Origin of the sequence: Pontixanthobacter aestiaquae, from assembly GCF_009827455.1 — a bacterium.
In the GTDB taxonomy this organism is placed as follows: Bacteria; Pseudomonadota; Alphaproteobacteria; order Sphingomonadales; family Sphingomonadaceae; genus Pontixanthobacter; species Pontixanthobacter aestiaquae.
The window spans coordinates 1,923,039-1,941,702 of the sequence record NZ_WTYZ01000001.1 but is presented as its reverse complement, the minus strand read 5'-3'; the positions used below and the strand labels follow the sequence as shown (position 1 = coordinate 1,941,702).

At 56.4% G+C, this 18,664-nt stretch carries 19 protein-coding genes; 11 read left to right on the top strand and 8 right to left on the bottom strand.

Annotated features, from left to right (window positions below; all coding sequences use genetic code 11):
* Nucleotides 1–78: 78 nt before the first annotated feature.
* Nucleotides 79–951 carry an AAA family ATPase gene (locus GRI35_RS09285; protein ID WP_160613900.1) on the top strand — a complete coding sequence of 291 codons (873 nt, stop codon included), beginning with the start codon at nt 79–81 and terminating at the stop codon, nt 949–951.
* Between the two features lie 6 nt (nt 952–957).
* Nucleotides 958–1,326: a hypothetical protein gene (locus tag GRI35_RS09280; RefSeq protein ID WP_160613899.1), complete on the top strand. Its 369-nt coding sequence runs from the start codon at nt 958–960 to the stop codon at nt 1,324–1,326.
* Here the strand turns inward: GRI35_RS09280 and GRI35_RS09275 are convergent.
* Nucleotides 1,323–2,729: a methyl-accepting chemotaxis protein gene (locus tag GRI35_RS09275; protein ID WP_160613898.1), complete on the bottom strand. Its 1,407-nt coding sequence runs from the start codon at nt 2,727–2,729 to the stop codon at nt 1,323–1,325. The two genes, GRI35_RS09280 and GRI35_RS09275, sit on opposite strands and share 4 nt — an antisense overlap.
* A 137-nt stretch (nt 2,730–2,866) precedes the next feature.
* Here GRI35_RS09275 and GRI35_RS09270 point away from each other — a divergent pair, with 137 nt between their 5' ends.
* Complete coding sequence (locus tag GRI35_RS09270; protein ID WP_160613897.1) at nt 2,867–4,051, top strand: vWA domain-containing protein; 1,185 nt, start codon at nt 2,867–2,869, stop codon at nt 4,049–4,051.
* Nucleotides 4,052–4,087: 36 nt separating this feature from the next.
* Here GRI35_RS09270 and GRI35_RS09265 read toward each other — a convergent pair whose 3' ends face one another.
* Nucleotides 4,088–4,927, bottom strand: coding sequence for a LytTR family DNA-binding domain-containing protein (locus GRI35_RS09265; RefSeq protein WP_160613896.1), 840 nt, complete (start codon nt 4,925–4,927; stop codon nt 4,088–4,090).
* A 229-nt stretch (nt 4,928–5,156) separates the two neighbouring features.
* Here GRI35_RS09265 and GRI35_RS09260 point away from each other — a divergent pair, with 229 nt between their 5' ends.
* Nucleotides 5,157–6,533 (top strand): acyl-CoA thioesterase/BAAT N-terminal domain-containing protein, encoded by a 1,377-nt coding sequence (locus tag GRI35_RS09260; RefSeq protein ID WP_160613895.1) that lies wholly within the window; start codon nt 5,157–5,159, stop codon nt 6,531–6,533.
* A 249-nt stretch (nt 6,534–6,782) separates the two neighbouring features.
* On the opposite strand, the gene GRI35_RS09255 is transcribed toward GRI35_RS09260, so the two are convergent.
* Entirely contained in the window at nt 6,783–7,985 is a 1,203-nt protein-coding gene (locus GRI35_RS09255) for an exo-beta-N-acetylmuramidase NamZ family protein (RefSeq protein WP_160613894.1), read from the bottom strand.
* A gap of 95 nt (nt 7,986–8,080) precedes the next feature.
* On the opposite strand from GRI35_RS09255, the gene GRI35_RS09250 reads away from it, so the two are divergent.
* The gene (locus GRI35_RS09250; RefSeq protein WP_160613893.1) at nt 8,081–8,563 is read left to right on the top strand and encodes a TspO/MBR family protein; all 483 of its coding nucleotides are present in this window, start codon (nt 8,081–8,083) and stop codon (nt 8,561–8,563) included.
* Here the strand turns inward: GRI35_RS09250 and GRI35_RS09245 are convergent.
* Nucleotides 8,560–9,072: a DOMON domain-containing protein gene (locus tag GRI35_RS09245; RefSeq protein ID WP_160613892.1), complete on the bottom strand. Its 513-nt coding sequence runs from the start codon at nt 9,070–9,072 to the stop codon at nt 8,560–8,562. The genes GRI35_RS09250 and GRI35_RS09245 overlap by 4 nt on opposite strands.
* A gap of 94 nt (nt 9,073–9,166) precedes the next feature.
* On the opposite strand from GRI35_RS09245, the gene tyrS reads away from it, so the two are divergent.
* From tyrS to GRI35_RS09215, 6 genes are all read left to right on the top strand, one after another.
* Complete coding sequence (gene tyrS, locus GRI35_RS09240; protein WP_160613891.1) at nt 9,167–10,396, top strand: tyrosine--tRNA ligase; 1,230 nt, start codon at nt 9,167–9,169, stop codon at nt 10,394–10,396.
* A 112-nt stretch (nt 10,397–10,508) separates the two neighbouring features.
* Nucleotides 10,509–10,847, top strand: coding sequence for a PilZ domain-containing protein (locus GRI35_RS09235; RefSeq protein WP_160613890.1), 339 nt, complete (start codon nt 10,509–10,511; stop codon nt 10,845–10,847).
* A gap of 80 nt (nt 10,848–10,927) precedes the next feature.
* A complete protein-coding gene (locus GRI35_RS09230) occupies nt 10,928–12,235 on the top strand; it encodes an MFS transporter (protein ID WP_160613889.1) in 1,308 nt (435 codons plus the stop codon).
* Entirely contained in the window at nt 12,232–13,152 is a 921-nt protein-coding gene (gene cysK, locus GRI35_RS09225; RefSeq protein WP_160613888.1) for a cysteine synthase A, read from the top strand. Before GRI35_RS09230 ends, cysK begins: the two co-directional genes overlap by 4 nt.
* A gap of 69 nt (nt 13,153–13,221) precedes the next feature.
* Nucleotides 13,222–13,905, top strand: coding sequence for a hypothetical protein (locus tag GRI35_RS09220; RefSeq protein WP_160613887.1), 684 nt, complete (start codon nt 13,222–13,224; stop codon nt 13,903–13,905).
* A gap of 139 nt (nt 13,906–14,044) precedes the next feature.
* Nucleotides 14,045–14,458 (top strand): hypothetical protein, encoded by a 414-nt coding sequence (locus GRI35_RS09215; RefSeq protein WP_160613886.1) that lies wholly within the window; start codon nt 14,045–14,047, stop codon nt 14,456–14,458.
* A gap of 327 nt (nt 14,459–14,785) precedes the next feature.
* Here GRI35_RS09215 and GRI35_RS09210 read toward each other — a convergent pair whose 3' ends face one another.
* From GRI35_RS09210 to GRI35_RS09195, 4 genes are all read right to left on the bottom strand, one after another.
* A complete protein-coding gene (locus GRI35_RS09210) occupies nt 14,786–16,591 on the bottom strand; it encodes an acyl-CoA dehydrogenase C-terminal domain-containing protein (RefSeq protein ID WP_160613885.1) in 1,806 nt (601 codons plus the stop codon).
* 20 nt (nt 16,592–16,611) lie between these two features.
* Entirely contained in the window at nt 16,612–17,079 is a 468-nt protein-coding gene (locus GRI35_RS09205; RefSeq protein WP_160613884.1) for a MerR family transcriptional regulator, read from the bottom strand.
* A gap of 31 nt (nt 17,080–17,110) precedes the next feature.
* Nucleotides 17,111–17,494 (bottom strand): phosphoribosyl-AMP cyclohydrolase, encoded by a 384-nt coding sequence (gene hisI / locus GRI35_RS09200; protein ID WP_160613883.1) that lies wholly within the window; start codon nt 17,492–17,494, stop codon nt 17,111–17,113.
* A 308-nt stretch (nt 17,495–17,802) separates the two neighbouring features.
* Nucleotides 17,803–18,615, bottom strand: coding sequence for a ComF family protein (locus GRI35_RS09195; protein ID WP_160613882.1), 813 nt, complete (start codon nt 18,613–18,615; stop codon nt 17,803–17,805).
* Between the last annotated feature and the right edge of the window lie 49 nt (nt 18,616–18,664).

Genomic DNA, 18,664 nt, shown 5'->3' with positions numbered 1-18,664 from the left:
TCCGGCGCGCTGACCCCCTTGCCCTTTTCTTTTGCGCCGCTTAACGCGCACGTAAAGAACAGTTGCACAGGAAAACCCATGCCAAAATCCCAAGATACCCAGGCACCGAAGCGATTTGATGGCACTCAGGATTACATCGCAACCGACGACCTCAAGGTCGCGGTCGATGCCGCAGTAACACTACGCCGCCCGCTGCTTGTCAAAGGCGAGCCCGGTACCGGTAAAACCGTCCTTGCGCATGAGATCGCCAAAGCCGTTGGCGCGCCGCTGATCGAGTGGAATGTCAAATCCACCACCAAAGCGCAGCAGGGCCTGTATGAATATGATGCGGTTGCGCGTTTGCGCGACGGCCAGCTTGGCGAAGAGCGTGTTCATGACATTCGCAATTACATCAAAAAGGGTAAGCTGTGGGAGGCGTTCACCTCGAAAGAGCTGCCCGTTTTGCTGATTGACGAGATCGACAAGGCCGATATCGAATTCCCGAACGATCTGTTGCAGGAACTCGACCGGATGAGCTTCGATGTGTACGAAACGCAGGAGCGGATCGAGGCGAAGGACCGCCCGATTGTGGTTATCACCTCGAATAACGAGAAAGAGCTACCTGACGCATTCCTGCGCCGCTGCTTCTTCCACTATATCAAATTCCCTGATCGCGACACGATGCGCGCGATCATAGAAGTGCACCATCCGGGTATCCAGAAGATGCTGGTGACCAAAGCAATGGATGTGTTTTACGAAATTCGCGACGTACCGGGTCTCAAGAAGAAGCCAAGCACCTCTGAATTGCTCGATTGGCTCAAACTGCTTCTCAACGAAGATATGCCGCTCGAAGTGCTGCAGGACAAAGATCCGAGCAAAGCGATCCCGCCGCTTCACGGCGCCTTGCTTAAGAACGAGCAGGATGTGATGCTGTTCGAACGTCTTGCGTTTATGTCGCGCCGCCAGACTTAAACCAGCATGTTGCGCGCCTCGGCAATCTGGGCAGTAATTGGCGGTGTCTTGCTGGCGACGCTGGAAGTGCGCGCAAATTGGGGCGATTGGCAATGGTGGCCATGGTGGCTCGTCGATTTCGTGGCCGCCGGATTTTTGTTGATCGGCGGCATTCGCACATTGCGGGGCGATCTGGACGGCAGATTGTGGCTCGTTGCCGCATGGGCTTTTGCATTCGGCATGGGCTGGATGTCCCTCGCCGGTAATATCGAAATCGGGCCGGACCCTAATCGCGATGCCCGTTTGGGCGGCGGCTACATTGCGCTTGTCAGCTTCGGCGTGGTGTCCAGCCTGATTGCTTTGCTGCTTGCGCTTTTTGGCAGGCCAAAGACTTAGTCGTCAAATTTATAGGCGACTTCAAAGTCACCCCAGCGGCGGCCATTGATATAGAGCGGCACATAGACGTTGCGCACAACGTTGTAGCTCATGCCGTCACCTTCCTGGCGATAGACGGCCATCATATAGGGTGCGTTGCTACGCTTAGCTTTCTGGTCGAGTGTCTCGAATAGAATACGTCCGTTGCGGCAGTGTTTTGTATCATGCGCCAGATCACCAGTGGGTTGACGCGACGCATCAGTAACGTGCGTAGGAAGAAAGCCCTTCATATCGGCTTGCGAACACATGATCACTGGAGCCCCCTCACCCGCCACGCGGTCGAGTACAGGCCGCCAGTTCTCGTCGGCCCAGTCGGTCAGCTCCGTTCTGAAGCGCGGCGGGTTGCTGCCCGGGATTTCTTGATAGTTCTGATCGAACAACGCATCCATGCTCAACTCGCCGGCTGAGATTGCTTTCTCGGCACGCTCGGCGACTTCCTTGGCCAGAGACTGCGCGCGTTCCACAACCACGCTATCTTTGGGCGAGAGGCCCGCTTTTACGATCCCGTCGAACATTTCGCTCGCGGTCAGTTCCAACTCTTCCATCCGGTGATGGGCGTTCTCAAGCTTGCTTTCATTAGCCAAGGCAGCGCTGTCGAATGATGCGAGCACATCTTGCACGCGATGAACGTGATCGCTGATCGTGCCAGTGGCACGCGCGATCTGATCGTTCTGGCGATCGACTTCCTCGACCAGTTCAGCCACGCCGCCGATCGTGTCTTCGATCTGTGCTACAGAGGCTTTGGCATTTTTGCTTGCCTCTGCGCCGTTTTCGATTTGCGCGATGACGCTTTCGGCCTCTCCACCCAGAGTGTCGATAGTGCGGCTGATCTCTTCCGTCGCGCGGCGTGTGTCGCCGGCAAGGCTCTTCACTTCGTTTGCCACCACAGCAAAAGTCCGGCCGGCATCACCCGCCCGCATCGCTTCGATGGTGGCGTTGAGGGCAAGAATGTTGGTCGTCTCGGCAATCTGGTCGATGTCCTGCGAACACCGGCGGACCTGTTCCATGGCCGCTGCGAAGCCTGTGACATGCTGGGTAAGCGTTTCCACCAACTCGAGCAGGCCCGAGATTTGACCAAGTGAGGACTGGATCAGAGATGTGCCTTGCCCCAGTCGTTCGATTGCGCGCTCGGACAGCAAGCGGGCTTCGTCGCTGGCTTCGGACACTTTCTGCTGGTCCGCCTCAAGTTCGGACACAGTGCCCTGCAATGCGCCATGCTCTGCGCGCAGCCTCTCCGAACTTTCGATAACGGCCTTTACGATACCGGCAACGTCGGAGCACCCGACCGTAACCTCCCCACAGCTCCGTGGGATCAGATCGATGGATTGCTGCTGATCGGCATCATCAAATACGGCATTTTTCATTGGCTGCAGAGCCCCCTAAAAATCTGTTGACGCTGCCATAGGGGTGATATGGTTACTTTTGTTTTAATGATTGGCGCGGGATCACCGGAAGACGATCACATCTAGCGCTGCCTGCAATGGCGCGTTAGGGACGGACCATGTTTTTCGACTTTATAGACGAGCTCCGCGCGGCGGGTATCCAGGCCTCTTTCAAGGAGCATCTGACGCTGCTGGAGGCGCTGGACCGCGATGTCATCGAGCAAACGCCCGAGGCGTTCTATTATCTCAGCCGCGCGACTTTTGTGAAAGATGAAGGCCTGCTCGACCGTTTCGATCAGGTGTTCAACAAGGTCTTCAAAGGTATCCTCACCGATTACGGGCAGGATGCTGTCGATATTCCAGAAGATTGGCTCAAAGCCGTCGCCGAGAAATTTTTGACGCCTGAAGAAATGGCGGAGATCGAAAAACTCGGCGATTGGGACAAGATTATGGAGACGCTGAAAGAGCGTCTGGCCGAGCAGGAGAAGAAACACGAAGGCGGCAATAAGTGGATTGGCACCGGCGGGACCAGCCCGTTTGGCAATTCGGGCTTTAACCCCGAAGGCGTGCGCATCGGCGGCGAGAGCAAGCACAAGAAAGCGATCAAGGTGTGGGAGAAGCGTGAATTCGCCAATCTCGACAACACCAAGGAACTCGGCACCCGCAACATCAAGATGGCGCTGCGCCGCCTGCGCCGGTTCGCGCGTGAGGGGTCGGCCGATGAACTCGATCTGGATGCGACAATAGACGGCACCGCCAAGCAGGGCTGGCTCGACATCCATATGCGGCCCGAGCGGCATAATGCGGTCAAACTGCTGCTGTTCCTCGATGTCGGCGGGTCGATGGATCCCTTCATCAAGCTGTGCGAAGAATTGTTCAGCGCGGCGAATAGTGAATTCAAAAATCTGGAGTTTTTCTACTTCCATAACTGCCTGTATGAAGGCGTATGGAAAGACAACAAGCGGCGCTGGCAGGAGCGGACCAATACCTGGGATATCCTCCACAAATACGGGCATGATTACAAAGTGATCTTCGTCGGTGATGCGGCCATGAGCCCTTATGAGATCACCCATCAGGGCGGCAGCGTCGAACATATGAACGAGGAAGCCGGCGCAGTGTGGATGCAGCGCGTGGCGAATACCTATCCGGCAACCGTGTGGCTAAACCCCGTGCCCGAGAAGCAGTGGAACTATTCGCAAAGCACCAAGATGCTCAAGCAATTGGTCAATGACCGGATGTATCCGCTGACGCTGGATGGGCTCGATGACGCGATGCGGGAGTTGAGTAGGAAGGCGGGGGCTTGATTGCATAGTGCGCTATCAATCCAATTCAGGATAAATTCAGAGGACTCGGTTGCGCAATAGCTTGGCGCCCGCTCTGCTGGTTTTGATCGGAATGCCGCCCTCCATATGAAGGATCATCCGACCATCGCCGACAGACTCGGCCCGGTCGATCTTGTGGATGTTGACGATTCGCGAGCGGTGCACACGCAGAAATTGGTCGGGATCAAGCGAGGTCTCGAACTTGGCCAGAGTGTTGCGAACGAGATGGGAACCTTCGGTAGTGTTGACTTCGGCGTAATCGTCTGCGCCGATAATGCTAATGATGTCAGCAATATCAATCGGTTGGATGTCTTCGCCGCGCCGAATGAAATAGCGTTTGAGCGATGTTTCGGCATCGGTTGATACTTCTGGCCAAGGGGCACCGCCAGTGTTCAGAATTGCCTCCACGTCGGGCTGCGCACGCAGAAAGGTAAGCGACGCCACCAGCGCGTATATCGTTACCCCTTGCAGCAACTGCCAAGCGAGCGCCGGATTGGGGAAGAAGGCACTAACCGTGAATTCTGTTAACGATCCACCATCGCGCATACCGACCAAAACCAGCAGAATCCAGTGCCATAGAAAGCTGAAAAGCGCGGCCAAACCCACGTGCCTCACCACTTGTTGGACAATAGTCGCACCGATCAGCCAACGACGGATGATTGGCCGGACTACAGCGACCAGCATCGCCAGCGACAGAACATTGAGCATTGCGGAAAAGATCAGGTGGCCAAGGCTCACTTCGCGCCGCACAATCGCAAAGACGCACAGATACGCGACAAAAAAGAGTCCAAGCGCGGTCGCATCGAACATGCGTTCGCTGATCCGTTTGCTTGGTTTGAGGCCCGCGCCCATCTTCATGCGCTTACTTATGCGCACTGCCAGTCGAGTCGGCAATAAGTATCCAAATCGGGGTGCCTTGCTGAGTTATCAATCAGTAGTGTTCTCTGCTTCTTGGCGGTTAGGGGACGGTTGTTCACCGACCTTAGTGCTTACTCGCCGATTCTTGCACCGGTCTGCTGCCAGCGGCGCTAAACAGCCAGTCGCATACCTTGGCCAGTCAGACCCATAAAACAGGAGCAGTCACTTGATGAAAAGTCTCGTCTTCATCCCAATCCTAAGTGCTTTGACACTTATGGCAGACATTAGCCCCGCTGCTGCTCAGCGGATTGATCTAGCTTATGGATCGGTGGTCACTGCTGGCGATCCCATTTCGGTTGAAGTATTTGATCTGCCGCCAGACACCGAGGTTGAGCTGCGCGCTGAGCGTGTGCTTAAACACTATTACCAGCGCGGCTTGCCGGTGCGGCGCTATCAATCCTCCGCAGTTTTTCGCAGCAATCAAGAAGGCCGTATCGATATAGCGAAGAACGCTGCGCTGTCAGGTTCCTATGAAGGTGTAGATGCACTGGGCCTGTTCCGCTCTATGCAGCAAGTGGGCGACGAGACTGTCGAAGCCGATAACCGGGTCACAATCACCGCACTGATCGATGGGGAGGCAGTGACTTCAGCTTCGTTCGAGATGCGCTTCGCTGCGCCATCATTCCGCGTGGAAGAAATTCCGTCCTTGCCCGGTTCCTATTTCGCTGCGCCGGCAACTTCCGGCAAGCACCCAGTCATCATCGTTGTCGACGGTGTTGATGACAATCGCCAGAATCGCGAATTGCTGATGCCGCAACTGGTCGCCAAAGGCTATGCGGTGGTCCACTTCGCAACTTATGAAATCATCTATGGTCCGCGCGAGCCGACTGTTGCGGGCATGCCGACAAGCTACGTCAATATTCCGATTGATCGGCTTCAGGAGGTGCGCAATTGGCTGGTTCAGCGCGACGATGTCGATTCGGACCGGATGGGACTCTACGGCTATTCACGCAATGGCGCGTATGTGCTGCTCGCCGCAACAAAGTTTGACTGGGTCAAAGCGGTCGCCGGCATTTCGCCGTCCGATGTGGTCTGGGAAGGCTGGGGCGACGGCGTCGAGCTGGGCACAACCTCATCCTATTCATGGCAGGGCGAGGCGCTGCCTTACGTCCCTTACAGTAAGAATTGGTACCGTGAGGTAGCAAAATTTGGACGCGGCGGACGGGGCCGCTTGCGCGCGCCGATGGATGAAGGACGCTGGGCCAATCCTGACCGTGTGATTGCAGCGCGTATTCCGATCGAGAACTTCACTGGCGCGGTGTTGGTCGTAGGTGGCGAACAGGACGATTTGTGGTCCGCTGGCCATATGGTGCAGAATGTCTCGGAGCGCCGCGCTGAGGCGGGCCTGAAAACATCTTTGCTAGTGCTCCCCGAAGCCGCACACGGCATTAGCGGCACGGGCTATAATCCCACCCGCTTGTTCGATACGGGCGACAAGCGCCGTATTGAAGCGCAAGCCCAAGCGCGAACATGGGCCGCAACTCTGAGTTTCTTCGAGGAAGCGCTCAAGCCTGACCCGAGCTTGCGAGATGGAGAAAGCGAATAGACTACATCTGACTTCCGCTTCCACCCCAACAGCAGACATTTTTCTACACGCCTGCAATACGCTAACCACCACGCGTGCTCCTTGAGATTGTCGCGTCCAAGAAAAAGCGCGGGTTTCCTATCCATCCGCTGCCTGGAAAACTAAGTAAGTTTCTGAATTTAATATGCCTTTACCGCTCGCACGAAAGTGACACGGTGTCACCCTTGTCCGCCCTTTTGCGAGATTCTATGTAATTTTAGGATCAAATGATCAATAAAGGACGTGGTCGCGGGTTGCTTCTTGCCACAGAGATTCATCGACAACTGTGCCCATATCGAGTTCATCGGGCGTGTTATCGGGGGTATCCACCCATTCCCGCAATCCCGGCCCACCATTGATCACATCAATCGCCAGCACATCATTGGTGTATTCATATTTGAAGTCCTTACCGCGCCACAGATCGTAATCGGGATAGAGATTGCGGATGGCTTTAAACGCCAGCGCTTGCAGCCGCCACGGTTTGAACTTCGCGTGATCATAATGCGGACCCTCGGCGTGGATCATCAGCGCGCTGCACAGCTTGCCGGCATTTTTGTGGAATGTGGGTTCGAACCAGCATTCGCGTAGAATGCAGCCTTCCAGCCATTGCGGGGCGACGCGGCGCATTTCGGTGTGGACGGCGGCGGCATCAATATCGGGCGCGCCAAACAGCACTTCCAAGGGGCGGGTAGTCCCCCTGCCCTCGCTCAATGTCGCGCCTTCGATCATCACTGTTCCGGCATAGGCGCGCGCCATGTTTACGCTTGCGGCATTGGGGCTTGGATTGACCCATATCCGGTCGAGCGGCCAGCCATGGCCTGGACCATCAGGCTCCCACCCTTCCATCTCGACCACGCGATATTCCACATCGAGGTTGAAGTGTTCGATAAACCAATGGCCCATTTCGCCCATGGTCAGGCCATGCCGCATCGGCATGGGTGCTGCGCCAACAAAGCTCTCATTGCCGGGGATCAGCAAAGTGCCCTCAACCGGACGCCCGGCAGGATTTGGGCGATCCAATACCCAGACTTCCTTGCCGTGCTTCGCCGCCTCTTCCAGCAAATAGAGCAGCGTCGTCACAAAGGTATAAATCCGGCAACCAAGATCCTGCAGGTCGAACAGGAAAATATCGGCCGTGGACATCATCTGGCCGGTTGGACGGCGAACCTCACCATAGAGGCTGAACACCGGGATGTTGTGGACCGGGTCCATCTCGTCCTCGGTCTCGACCATATTGTCCTGCTTGTCGCCTTTTAGCCCGTGCTGCGGACCAAAAGCCGAGGTAATGTTTACCCCCGCCGCAATCAGCGCATCGAGCGAATGGGTCATATCCTCGGTCACACTGGCCGGATGCGCGACGAGCGACACACGCAGACCGTCTAATTGCTTCAGGAGTTGCGGGTCCGAGAGGAGTTTTTCGAGGCCAAATTTCATGCCAAATCGGTGCGGCAATGACGCGGCAATTGCAACGGGTTTTGTGGAACTACGATTGTGCTGGCCGAAGCGCGGCGCTGCTTTATAGTGTTCCTATGGAAACAACGCCGCTTCTCGTCGCAATCGCATGGGCCGTGATCCTGGGCGGTGCGGGCGGGCTGCTGACAGAGATCGGCGCATGGTATCGCGATCTGAATAAGCCGAGTTGGCAGCCGCCGGATTGGCTGTTTGGACCGGCTTGGACGATCATTCTCGGTCTGGCAGGCTGGGCTTTCTATCTGTCATGGACTGCAGCTGATACCCAGAGCGACCGACTGCTAATCGGCGCACTCTATGCGGTGAATTTCGTCTGCCATCTGTTATGGTCGCCGCTGTTTTTCAAATTCAAACGGCCCGATTGGGCTTTGTTTGAAGTTGTGTTCCTCTGGCTATCCGTATTGTCGCTCTGCGTTTTTCTGCGCCAATATTCGGTCGCGGCAAGCTGGATGATCGTGCCCTATCTGGTCTGGGTCAGTTTCGCGAGCATACTCAACTGGCAGATCGTAAAACTGAACGGCCCATTCAAACAAGAGGCCTAATCCAGCGTAATTGCGCGGCAGACGGTGCTGTGAAACTCGGGCTTGCCATCTTCGAATGCCAGCGCCCAAAACTGGATAGTGCCACCCTTATCTTCGACGATTGCGTTGAGAGCAATATCGGCCGGGACCGGCAGTTCCGAGGCGATGCTGGCCTCCAGCACCAACTCGCTATCATTGTGTGAGCTCGCAATCGAAATCGCATGCACCGGCGCATCGGTGCTGTTTTCTCGGAAGTCGTCAAAATCATAGCATGCCCACCTGCTCGACGGCGAAAGGTTGAACTCGCGATAGTAGTTCCCGCCATGCGGCTGCCAGAAAATCTCGAAGCAAGTTGTTTTCCAGAGATTGTCCATCCTCTCGCTTGGCGCATGAACCGGAACTTTAATCTTGGCCATATCGCCGCGGAAACGGAAGCGCGCGCGGCAACCGCTTTCGGTTGCTTCAATATCAGCGCTGACGGCTGTGATCGGCCCCTCTGCGCAATCGGGATGGAGAATGAGCGAATGCATGGCGTCCCTATTGCGCACGATAAAAGGTGCTGCAACCCACTTACCGCGCGCAATTATCATTGCTAGGGGGCCGACATAGACTGACAAGGGCACTATGAGCGAATTCCAATCCGACCTACTCCGCCTGCTCCAAGAGCGCGGCCATATGCACCAGATTACCGATGCCGGGGCGCTCGATGCGCTGGCAATGAAAGAGGTCGTGACGGGCTATGTTGGTTTCGATCCGACTGCGCCTTCACTGCATATCGGCAACCTTGCTTCGATCATGCTGCTCAAGCGGCTGCAACAGGCAGGCCATCGCCCGATCGTAATTATGGGCGGCGGTACGGCCAAGGTCGGTGATCCATCCGGCAAAGACGAAACCCGCCAGATGCTCACCGAGGAAAAGCTCGCCAGCAATATCGAAGGCATCAAGGGCAGTTTTGAGAAGATCCTGCGTTTCGATGATAGCGAAAACGGCGCGCTGTTGATCAACAACGATGATTGGCTAAGCAAGCTGGGTTATGTCGAGCTGCTGCGCGATGTCGGGCCGCACTTCACCATCAACCGGATGCTGACTTTCGATTCGGTGAAAACACGGCTCGACCGCGAACAGCCGCTGACCTTTATCGAATTCAACTATATGATCATGCAAGCCTATGATTATCTGGTGCTGAACCGCGAATATGGCTGCCGCTTGCAATTGGGCGGAAGCGATCAGTGGGGCAATATCGTCAACGGGATCGAGCTGTGCCGCCGGATCGACGGCAAGGAAGTGTATGGCTACACCGCGCCTTTGATTACACGCGCGGATGGTGCGAAGATGGGCAAGTCGGTCGATGGCGCGATATGGCTCAATGAAGATCAACTGCCCGCTTACGACTTCTGGCAATATTGGCGGAACACCGATGACCGCGATGTTGGCAAATTCCTGCGTATCTTTACCGATGTCCCGCTTGTTGAAATTGCGCGGCTGGAGGCGCTTGAGGGCAGCGAGATCAATGACGCAAAGGTCGTCCTCGCAAATGAAGTGACCAAAATGGTTCGCGGCGGAGATGCAGCGGTCTCTGCCGCTGCTACCGCACAGGAGACCTTCGCTGGCGGTGGCGCTGGCAATGATCTTCCGACGCTTTCAGTGGGTGCGGCAGGAATGCGCATCGGTGCCGTCCTGACCGAACTCGGCTTCACAGCGTCGAATGGTGAGGCAAAACGTAAAATTGCTGAGGGCGCCGTTAAGTTAGACGATCAACCAATCACCGAGCCTGGTTTTCTGGTGGAAGCCCCTGAAGGCAAAGACTTAAAACTGAGTCTAGGCAAAAAGAAGCACGCAATTGTAACGCGCTAAACCTCAATAAAAACAACATTTTGTCCCGTATTGGGACAAAAATTTTTACAAAATATCAGGCTTTCCGCTCCATTAGGGTTTTTCGTACTCGAACTTTGGAGGTCGCACTATCATGGGTGTCGGAGCACAATTATCAGTAACCGATTTACGCCGCGCCACGCGCCATCCGGTGGACCATCCAGTCATTGCCGAGCACCATGATCGCGGGGATCTCAAACTCCATATCTGCAATCTTTCTGCTCATGGTTTTATGACCGATGATGGGTGTGATCTGAACCGTGGTGATCGGGTTATTATCCGCCTTCCAGTTGTCGGCCGGATTGAGGCCTATGTAATCTGGACCAAGGACGAGCGTTCCGGCTTTCAGTTCGAGCGGATCATTCGCGTCGATGACTTTGTCGAAATGATCGATGCATTGCAGCCGAACCCGCGCCTTCGCCGCGACCGGTAATACCGGCTTCCAAACTTTAGTTGCTGGCCACAAAGGCCAGCTGACTTCACATTGAACGCCAGCGGTGCCAATGCACCGTCGTGGCCGAGCAAACGTCTCCTTTCAGAATAGCCAATTTCCGCGCCTATTGGGTATCACGTCTATCGATGACGCTTGCGCAATATGCGATGTTGCTGATCATTGGCTGGCAAACCTATAACATTGCCCGCGATGACGGGATGGCGGTTCCCGAAGCCGCTGGGCAATTGGCCCTTATCGGGCTACTCCAATTCATTCCGCTGTTCCTGCTGACGCCCTTTGTGGGACTGGCAGCGGACCGGCTGAACCGGCGCAACGTTGCCCGCGTAATGGTGTTGCTGCAGCTCGCTTGTGCTGGCACACTCGCTTACCTCACCTGGTACGACCAGATCAGCATTTTCAGCCTGTTCTGCGTCGCTGTTGTGCTTGGGATCGCGAGAGCCTTTGCAGGGCCGGCGCTATCCGCCCTCGCCCCGAATCTTGTGCCCAAGGCAATCCTGCCCAACGCCATCGCTCTGTCGTCTATCGCGTGGCAAGTCGGTATGATCGTGGGACCAGCCATCGGCGGGTACTTCTATGCCGTTCTCCCCGCCTTGCCTTACATTGTGGCGAGCGGACTGTTCGGCGTTTCTATCATAGCTCTGAGCTTTATCGGCGATGTCCCGCGTACGCCGATCGCAGGCGCGCAAAGGCCGATAGGCCAGATTGTCGATGGCCTGCGCTATGTCGTCCGCAACAAGATGGTTCTTGGCGCGATCACTCTCGATCTGTTTGCTGTGTTCCTGGCCGGCGCAACCGCTTTGTTCCCCGTCTATGCGCGCGACATTCTGATGGTCGGAGAAGAGGGCCTCGCGCAGCTCGCCATGGCACCAGCAGTTGGCGCAGCGATCACTGCCGCATTCTTCTCCTTCCGGCCGCTCAAAACCAATGTCGGGCCCAAGATGCTGATCGCGGTCGCGGTATTCGGATTCGCCACGATTGCGTTCGGTTTCTCGACTTGGATGCCGCTCTCTCTGGCGATGCTGTTCATCGTCGGAGCGGCCGACATGTTTTCCGTCTATATCCGGCAGTCGCTGATCCAGTTGCATACGCCTGACGACAAGCGCGGGCGGGTGTCCTCGGTGTCGCTGCTGACCATTTCCGCATCGAACGAGTTTGGCGATTTCTTCTCGGGCACCCTGGCCTATCTGATCGGTCCGGTACTTGCTGTGGTATCGGGCGGCGCTGGCGCGATCATCACAGTAGCCATCTGGAGCCGCCTGTTTCCCGTTCTTCGCACTACGCGGACCTTTGATCCGCCTGAAGAGTTACTAGATACAGAGACAGAAACAAAAACACCCTCATCGAAACCATCGGGAGACACCACATGAAAGCCGATTCCGTCCTCGCCACCATTGGCAACACGCCGCATATCCGCCTATCGCGCCTGTTCCCCGATCACGATGTGTGGATCAAATCGGAGCGCTCTAACCCGGGTGGGTCGATCAAGGACCGGATCGCGCTGGCCATGGTCGAAGCGGCTGAAGAAGCCGGTGACTTGAAAGCAGGCGGAACCATTATCGAACCGACCAGCGGCAACACCGGCATCGGTCTTGCGATGGTGGCCGCGGTCAAAGGTTACAAGCTGGTTCTGGTAATGCCGGAGTCGATGTCGCTCGAGCGTCGCCGCTTGATGTTGGCCTACGGCGCGACTTTCGATCTGACCGACAAAGCGAAAGGCATGAAAGGCGCAATCGAACGCGCGACCGAGTTGGTCGATCAAACCGAAGGCGCATGGATGCCCGCTCAGTTCGACAATCCGGCAAACGTCGCGGTGCATGTGCGGACGACCTCTCAGGAAATTCTCAAAGATTTCGCCGACAAACCAGTCGATGTGATGATTACCGGCGTCGGAACCGGCGGCCACCTGACCGGCTGTGCGGAGGAATTGAAGCGCCATTGGTCTGGTATGAAGGCCTATGCGGTCGAGCCAGCACTGTCTCCCGTCATTAGCGGCGGTCAGCCCGGCCCTCACCCGATCCAAGGCATTGGTGCAGGCTTCATTCCTGGCAATTTGCACACGCAGGCCATTGACGGCGCTATTCCGGTTGATGCGGAGCAAGCCAAAGAAATGGCGCGCAAATGCGCGGTAACCGAAGGTTTGCTCGTTGGTATTTCGAGCGGCGCGACCTTGGCCGCAATCGCCAACAAACTGCCCGATCTTGATGCTGGTACCACTGTGCTCGGCTTCAATTATGACACCGGTGAGCGCTATCTCTCGGTGCCGGAGTTCCTGCCCGAAGCCTGAGCGCCGATTTGTCCAATTCAGTCTCCCGCATTCTTGGCAAACGATGTTTGACCAAGAGGGAGATTGAACATGAAGCTATCGAGAATTCTGGCGAGACCATTGGCTGCCGCTCTGGCGATAAGCCTTTGCACGCCTGTAAGTGCACAGTCAGCGAGCGCGGCTGAGCCGACCAAAGAGGAAAAGCTCGCCAAGGAGCGTCACGACGAATGGATCGCCGCGCAAAAGGCGCGATGCGGCGCTGAATCGCTAGATTCTGTTCCCGGGAAAGAATGGATGGACTCCTATGGTTGGCGCTATGCGACAACTGCCGAGGCGCGCGCGGCCTATGTCGATCTGGTTAAAAACACCCCGCCGTGGCCAACATATATGCTGCCCAGCGTGGCGCGGCTCGAACCGGGCAGACGCTTCCAGATGGCGTTCTCAAAAGGCCAAACGAACCAGCAGCCCGGCGGGTTCGGCACGTTCGACAAGATCGATAGTGTTGAAGAGGTTCGCCAAGATCTGGCAGTGCTGTTCACGTGGAAAGAAGATGTCGACCGCGTTGTCACATTCGAGATAACCAAGCCGACATTGGTTCTGGTCGGCCCTATCGGACCACAAGTCGATCCGGTGAAATGCAAGCTGCTCCACGGACGTTTTTCGCAATTCCAGCTTCTGATGCCGCCGGCCCAGCGCAAGGACTATATGAAAGTTATATCAGAGGTGAAGTTGGCGCAGCCACTCACCGGCCCAAATGGTCAGCCTACGTCTTAGCGCTAAAGGAAGGTTTGGCGCGCCTAGTAATCGGCGCTTGGTGGGGCTTCGCGGTGCCGCCGCGCAAGCGCGCTTGACTACGGGCTAGGCCCGCTCTTGCTCGTGCTTCAGCAGAAATCGAACTTTCCTACACACCTGAATGTCTGGTCTATCCTCGGGGATGGATCATCATCAGCCCTCCCCCGATTCGTCCAAAACGCGCCGTTCGAATGCCGATTATCGCTGGACAGTGCCCAAGGTCAGGGCGTTTCTGGGGGCGCTGGCGAAATATGGGCGCGTTTCCGAAGCGGCGCGTGCGGTCGGGATGAGTCGGCAGTCCGCCTACAAATTGCGCGCGCGGCTGAACGGACAGGAATTTCGCGCCGTCTTCGAAGAGGCACGCGCTCAAGGGCTCAATGCGCGAGCCGTGGCGAAACTCGAACAGACAGGATCGCGTTGGGACGGACCGGGCCTTGCCGCGCTGGACCATCTGCGCGCGGATCACGGGCTCAACGACAAATCCGAAATCACTACAGCGCAAGGCGACACTATTCCCGCACAAGGTGACACATGAGGTCACAAGGCGACGGAAAATGCGGTGGACAGTGTCAGATGTGTCAACACCCTGCCAAATGCGAGGAGAGCGCGAATACAGTTGTTTGGAAGAGTCATGGCAGCCGGTACCGCCAGTGAATTGGCGGGGCGCAACCTGACCTCTCCCCCTAGAGGGGGAGGTCGGGTGGGTGTGTGCGGCGGTAACAGCAGGCACCGTACACCCACCCCTGACCCCTCCCTCAAGGGAGGGAGATTTGGCTTATCGAGGGCGGATAATCGCTTACAATCCGATGAGACCCCAGCGTTGGCTCCGCCGCCCTATCGGGTCGCTGGAGATCACCTATAATCAAGCAGCCGTCTGGAAAGCATCTGCGTCCAGCGCCATCATGCTGTCTGCACCGGCTTCCAGCTTGCGGCGAAGTGCGCCAGCGTCAGGCAGGAAGCGATCGCCGTAATAGGCTGCTGTTGCCATTTTCGCTTCGTAGAACGCCTTGTCTTCGGAACCCTCAGCCAGTTTAGCGTGGGCGACAGTCGCCATACGCAGCCACATCAGGCCGAGCGATACGATACCCATGATGTGCATGTAATGGTGCGCGCCAGCGCCGAGGTGATTGGGATTGGCCATCGCGTTCTGCATAAACCACATGGTGGCGGCTTTCTGTTCGCCGAGCGCTTTTTCGAGCTTTCCGGCAAATGGCGCGAGCGCTTCGTTGTTTTTCGCTTCGGCGATTTCCTCATCAACGACCGCGAAGAACGCCTGGATGGCAGCTCCACCATTTTGCGCGAGCTTGCGTCCGCACAGGTCCATCGCTTGTACACCATTGGTGCCTTCGTAGATCATCGCAATGCGGCTATCGCGGACATACTGGCTCATGCCCCATTCTTCGATGTAGCCGTGGCCGCCAAAGACTTGCTGCATGTTGATAGCGACGTCGAAGCCTTTGTCCGTGCCGTAGCCCTTAATGACAGGGGTCAGCAGGCTGATAATCTGGTCGGCTTTGGCCTTGTCTTCATCACTCGCGCCCTTGTGCGTCAGATCGACTTGCAAAGCCCCCCACAGCGCCAGCGCACGCATGCCTTCGGTATAGGCTTTTGCGTCCATCAGCATCCGGCGCACATCGGCGTGGACGAAGATCGGATCGGCTTGCGCTTCGGGCTCGGCAGGACCGGTCAGCGCGCGGCCCTGACGGCGGTCGAGAGCGTAAGCGACGGCATTTTGATAGGCCACTTCTGCTTGGGCATAGCCTTGGATACCAACGCCAAGACGGGCAGCGTTCATCATGATAAACATGGCGGCGAGGCCCTTGTTCTCTTCGCCGACCATCCAGCCTTTCGCTCCGTCGTAATTCATGACGCAGGTCGAGTTGCCGTGGATGCCCATTTTCTCTTCAATGGAGCCGCATTGGAGTGTGTTGCGCTCACCCAGCGAACCATCCTCATTCACAAGGAATTTAGGCACTACAAACAGCGAGATACCTTTAGAACTGTCCGGCGCGCCGGGTGTTTTCGCCAGCACGAGGTGAATAATGTTTTCAGCAAGGTCATGCTCGCCGGCGGAAATGAAGATTTTGGTTCCGGTGATCGCATAGGACGCATCCGCTTGTGGCTCTGCTTTGGTGCGGATCATGCCCAGATCGGTGCCGCAATGCGGCTCGGTCAGGTTCATGGTTCCGGTCCACTCATTGGCGATCATCTTGTGGACGTATTTCTCTTTCAGCTCGTCCGAGCCTTTCGCCAGAAGCGCTGCAATTGCGCCTCCGGTGAGGCCAGGATACATCGCAAAAGCCTGATTAGCGGTGCCGACGAATTCCTCGATCAGCATACCCAGGACGTGCGGCATGCCCTGCCCGCCGAATTCCTCCGGTTGCGAGATCGTACCCCAACCGGATTCGCGATATTGCTGGAACGCTTCTTTGAAGCCGGTCGGTGTTGTCACCGAGCCGTCATCATGCCGGGTGCAGCCTTCTTCATCGCCGATCCGGTTAAGCGGAGCGAGAACTTCGGAACAAAACTTGCCGGCCTCGTTGATGACCGTGTCGATCATGTCAGGTGTTGCACTCTCGAAACCCGGCAGGTTGTTGTAGCTGGCCAGATCAAGAACTTCGTTGACGAGAAAGCGCGCATCGCGCGTCGGAGCGGTGTAAGTTGGCATGGGGTTTCCTTCTCAGGGTATCAGGAGGTTGAACCGGGTAGGTCCATATCTTCAATTTGTTCGATAAAAGCGGTTAGTTCCTTGATCGATGAGTCAATATCGGCGCGCTGCCGCTTTAGCTTTGCAACGTGCGTCCGGCATTTTTCAACCGTGACACGCCGCTGTTCAACGCGGCCATCGTCGAGATCATACAGATCGATCATCTCGCGGATTTCTGTCAGGCTGAAGCCGACGTTCTTCGCACGCATGATCCAGGCAAGCCGCGCACGGTCACGCTTGGAGTAAACACGTGTCAGACCGATCCGACGCGGAGCCACAAGGCCCTCGTCCTCGTAAAAGCGAAGTGCCCTGGCCGTGCAGTCGAACTCCGTGGTGAGATCGGAAATGCTGAATTGCTCGCGTTCGAGTTTGTCAGGACGATCGAGATGAGCACCAGCATGCGCTTCGCGGCTGGCAGACTTATCGGTAGCTTTAGCTGCGGTTGACATGCAAGGTGTATAACTGCCCTTTACGTAAACGTCAACCAGGCAAACGCCCGAGCTCCTCGCCTTCCAAAATCCGATAAAAGCAGCTTGTAGCGCCTGTATGGCAGGTCGGTCCTTCGGGCTTGCACCGCAAAACCATTGCGTCCTGATCGCAATCCACCAGCATCGCCTGCACGCGCAAAACGTTCCCGGATGTCTCGCCTTTTTTCCATAGCTTTCCGCGTGATCTCGAGTGGAAATGTGCCAAGCCTGTTTCACGTGTTGCAGCCAGGGCTTCGGCATCCATAAACGCGACCATAAGCACGTCGGATGTGTCGTGATCGACCACAACGGCGCTTATCAAGCCTTTATCGTCAAACTTAGGCATAAACTTACTGCCTGTTTCACGCAGTTGAGATTCGGATGCAGAGGATGTCATGGCGTCAGTAAGGCCTTCTTGGATTCGGGGCCGTGAAGCCACGTTTTGTTTGTTGCACGATAACCACAGATTGTGCTCAAAATCTATCAGATATGGAGTTCGCGCTTTCCTGAAGACCGCATGAATGGAATGAGGCAATAGTGGTTCGAAAGAGCCTCTCGCCGGAACATCGGTACCGTAAGAGTGCCAGGTTCAGGGGGTAAGGACGCTGCCAGCATTTTTGCAAGGCGCTCCTAATGAACGATGAGGGATCGGATCCCGGCAACCATCAAGGGGGAGGTTGTCTACGCCGCAAGGTGGATCCAAATTTATTCGTCACGTGGCGCCCGAGGTTTTCGAACCTCGGGCGTTTCACTTTCTGGAGTGATTCTATGCTCCAGCGCCTCGTCCAAAACGCGGGCAAAGCATGCAATAACCACCCTATCTGCCTTGGCCCGCCTCAATGTCTTTACGCACATGTCGCTCGTTGCTCCGCTGGTCAGCACATCATCGACCAAGAGGATTTGCGCCCCTGCGAACTGCTCTTGGCGTACCGGATTGATTATTATCGAACCAGCCAGCGCCTTCTCGCGTGCCTTTCTTCCCAGCCCGCCGAGCGATTCCGTGCGCTTTGATCGTTTTAGCCCATCGACCACCAGTTGGTGTCCAGTCGCTTTTGCCAAATTCTGCGCGAGCAACCCGGCTTGATTGAAGCCGCGGGCCCACAGACGGGTCCGATGTAGTGGCACGGGTATGATCAACCAGTCACCCTCAAGCTTGGGCAGTCGGGCCTCGATCAGTTTCGCGAGCATATCGGCAAGTGCAATCCGCCGACCGTGTTTGAACGCCAATATCAGCTTGCGCGAGGCATCATTATATAGTGTGCCCGCCGCAATGCCGTCATGTCTGGGTGGGTTGGCTAAGCATGGCGCGCACATGGCATTGCTGCTCGCCGCACTATCTCGGAACGGTCTTTGGCACGAGGCACAGCTTGGTTCGCTCGGAATGACCAATTTTGACCAGCACGGTGCGCACAGTCCCTTCTGTTCAGCAATCGCATCCCCGCAAAGCGGGCAGCGGGGCGGATAAACCAAATCAACCGCTGGTCGGACGATCTCGGCAAGGCGCTGCTTTGCGGACATGATTACAGTGTGCGCGGCTTGCGATTGTTGCGCAAGCGCGGCACGGAGC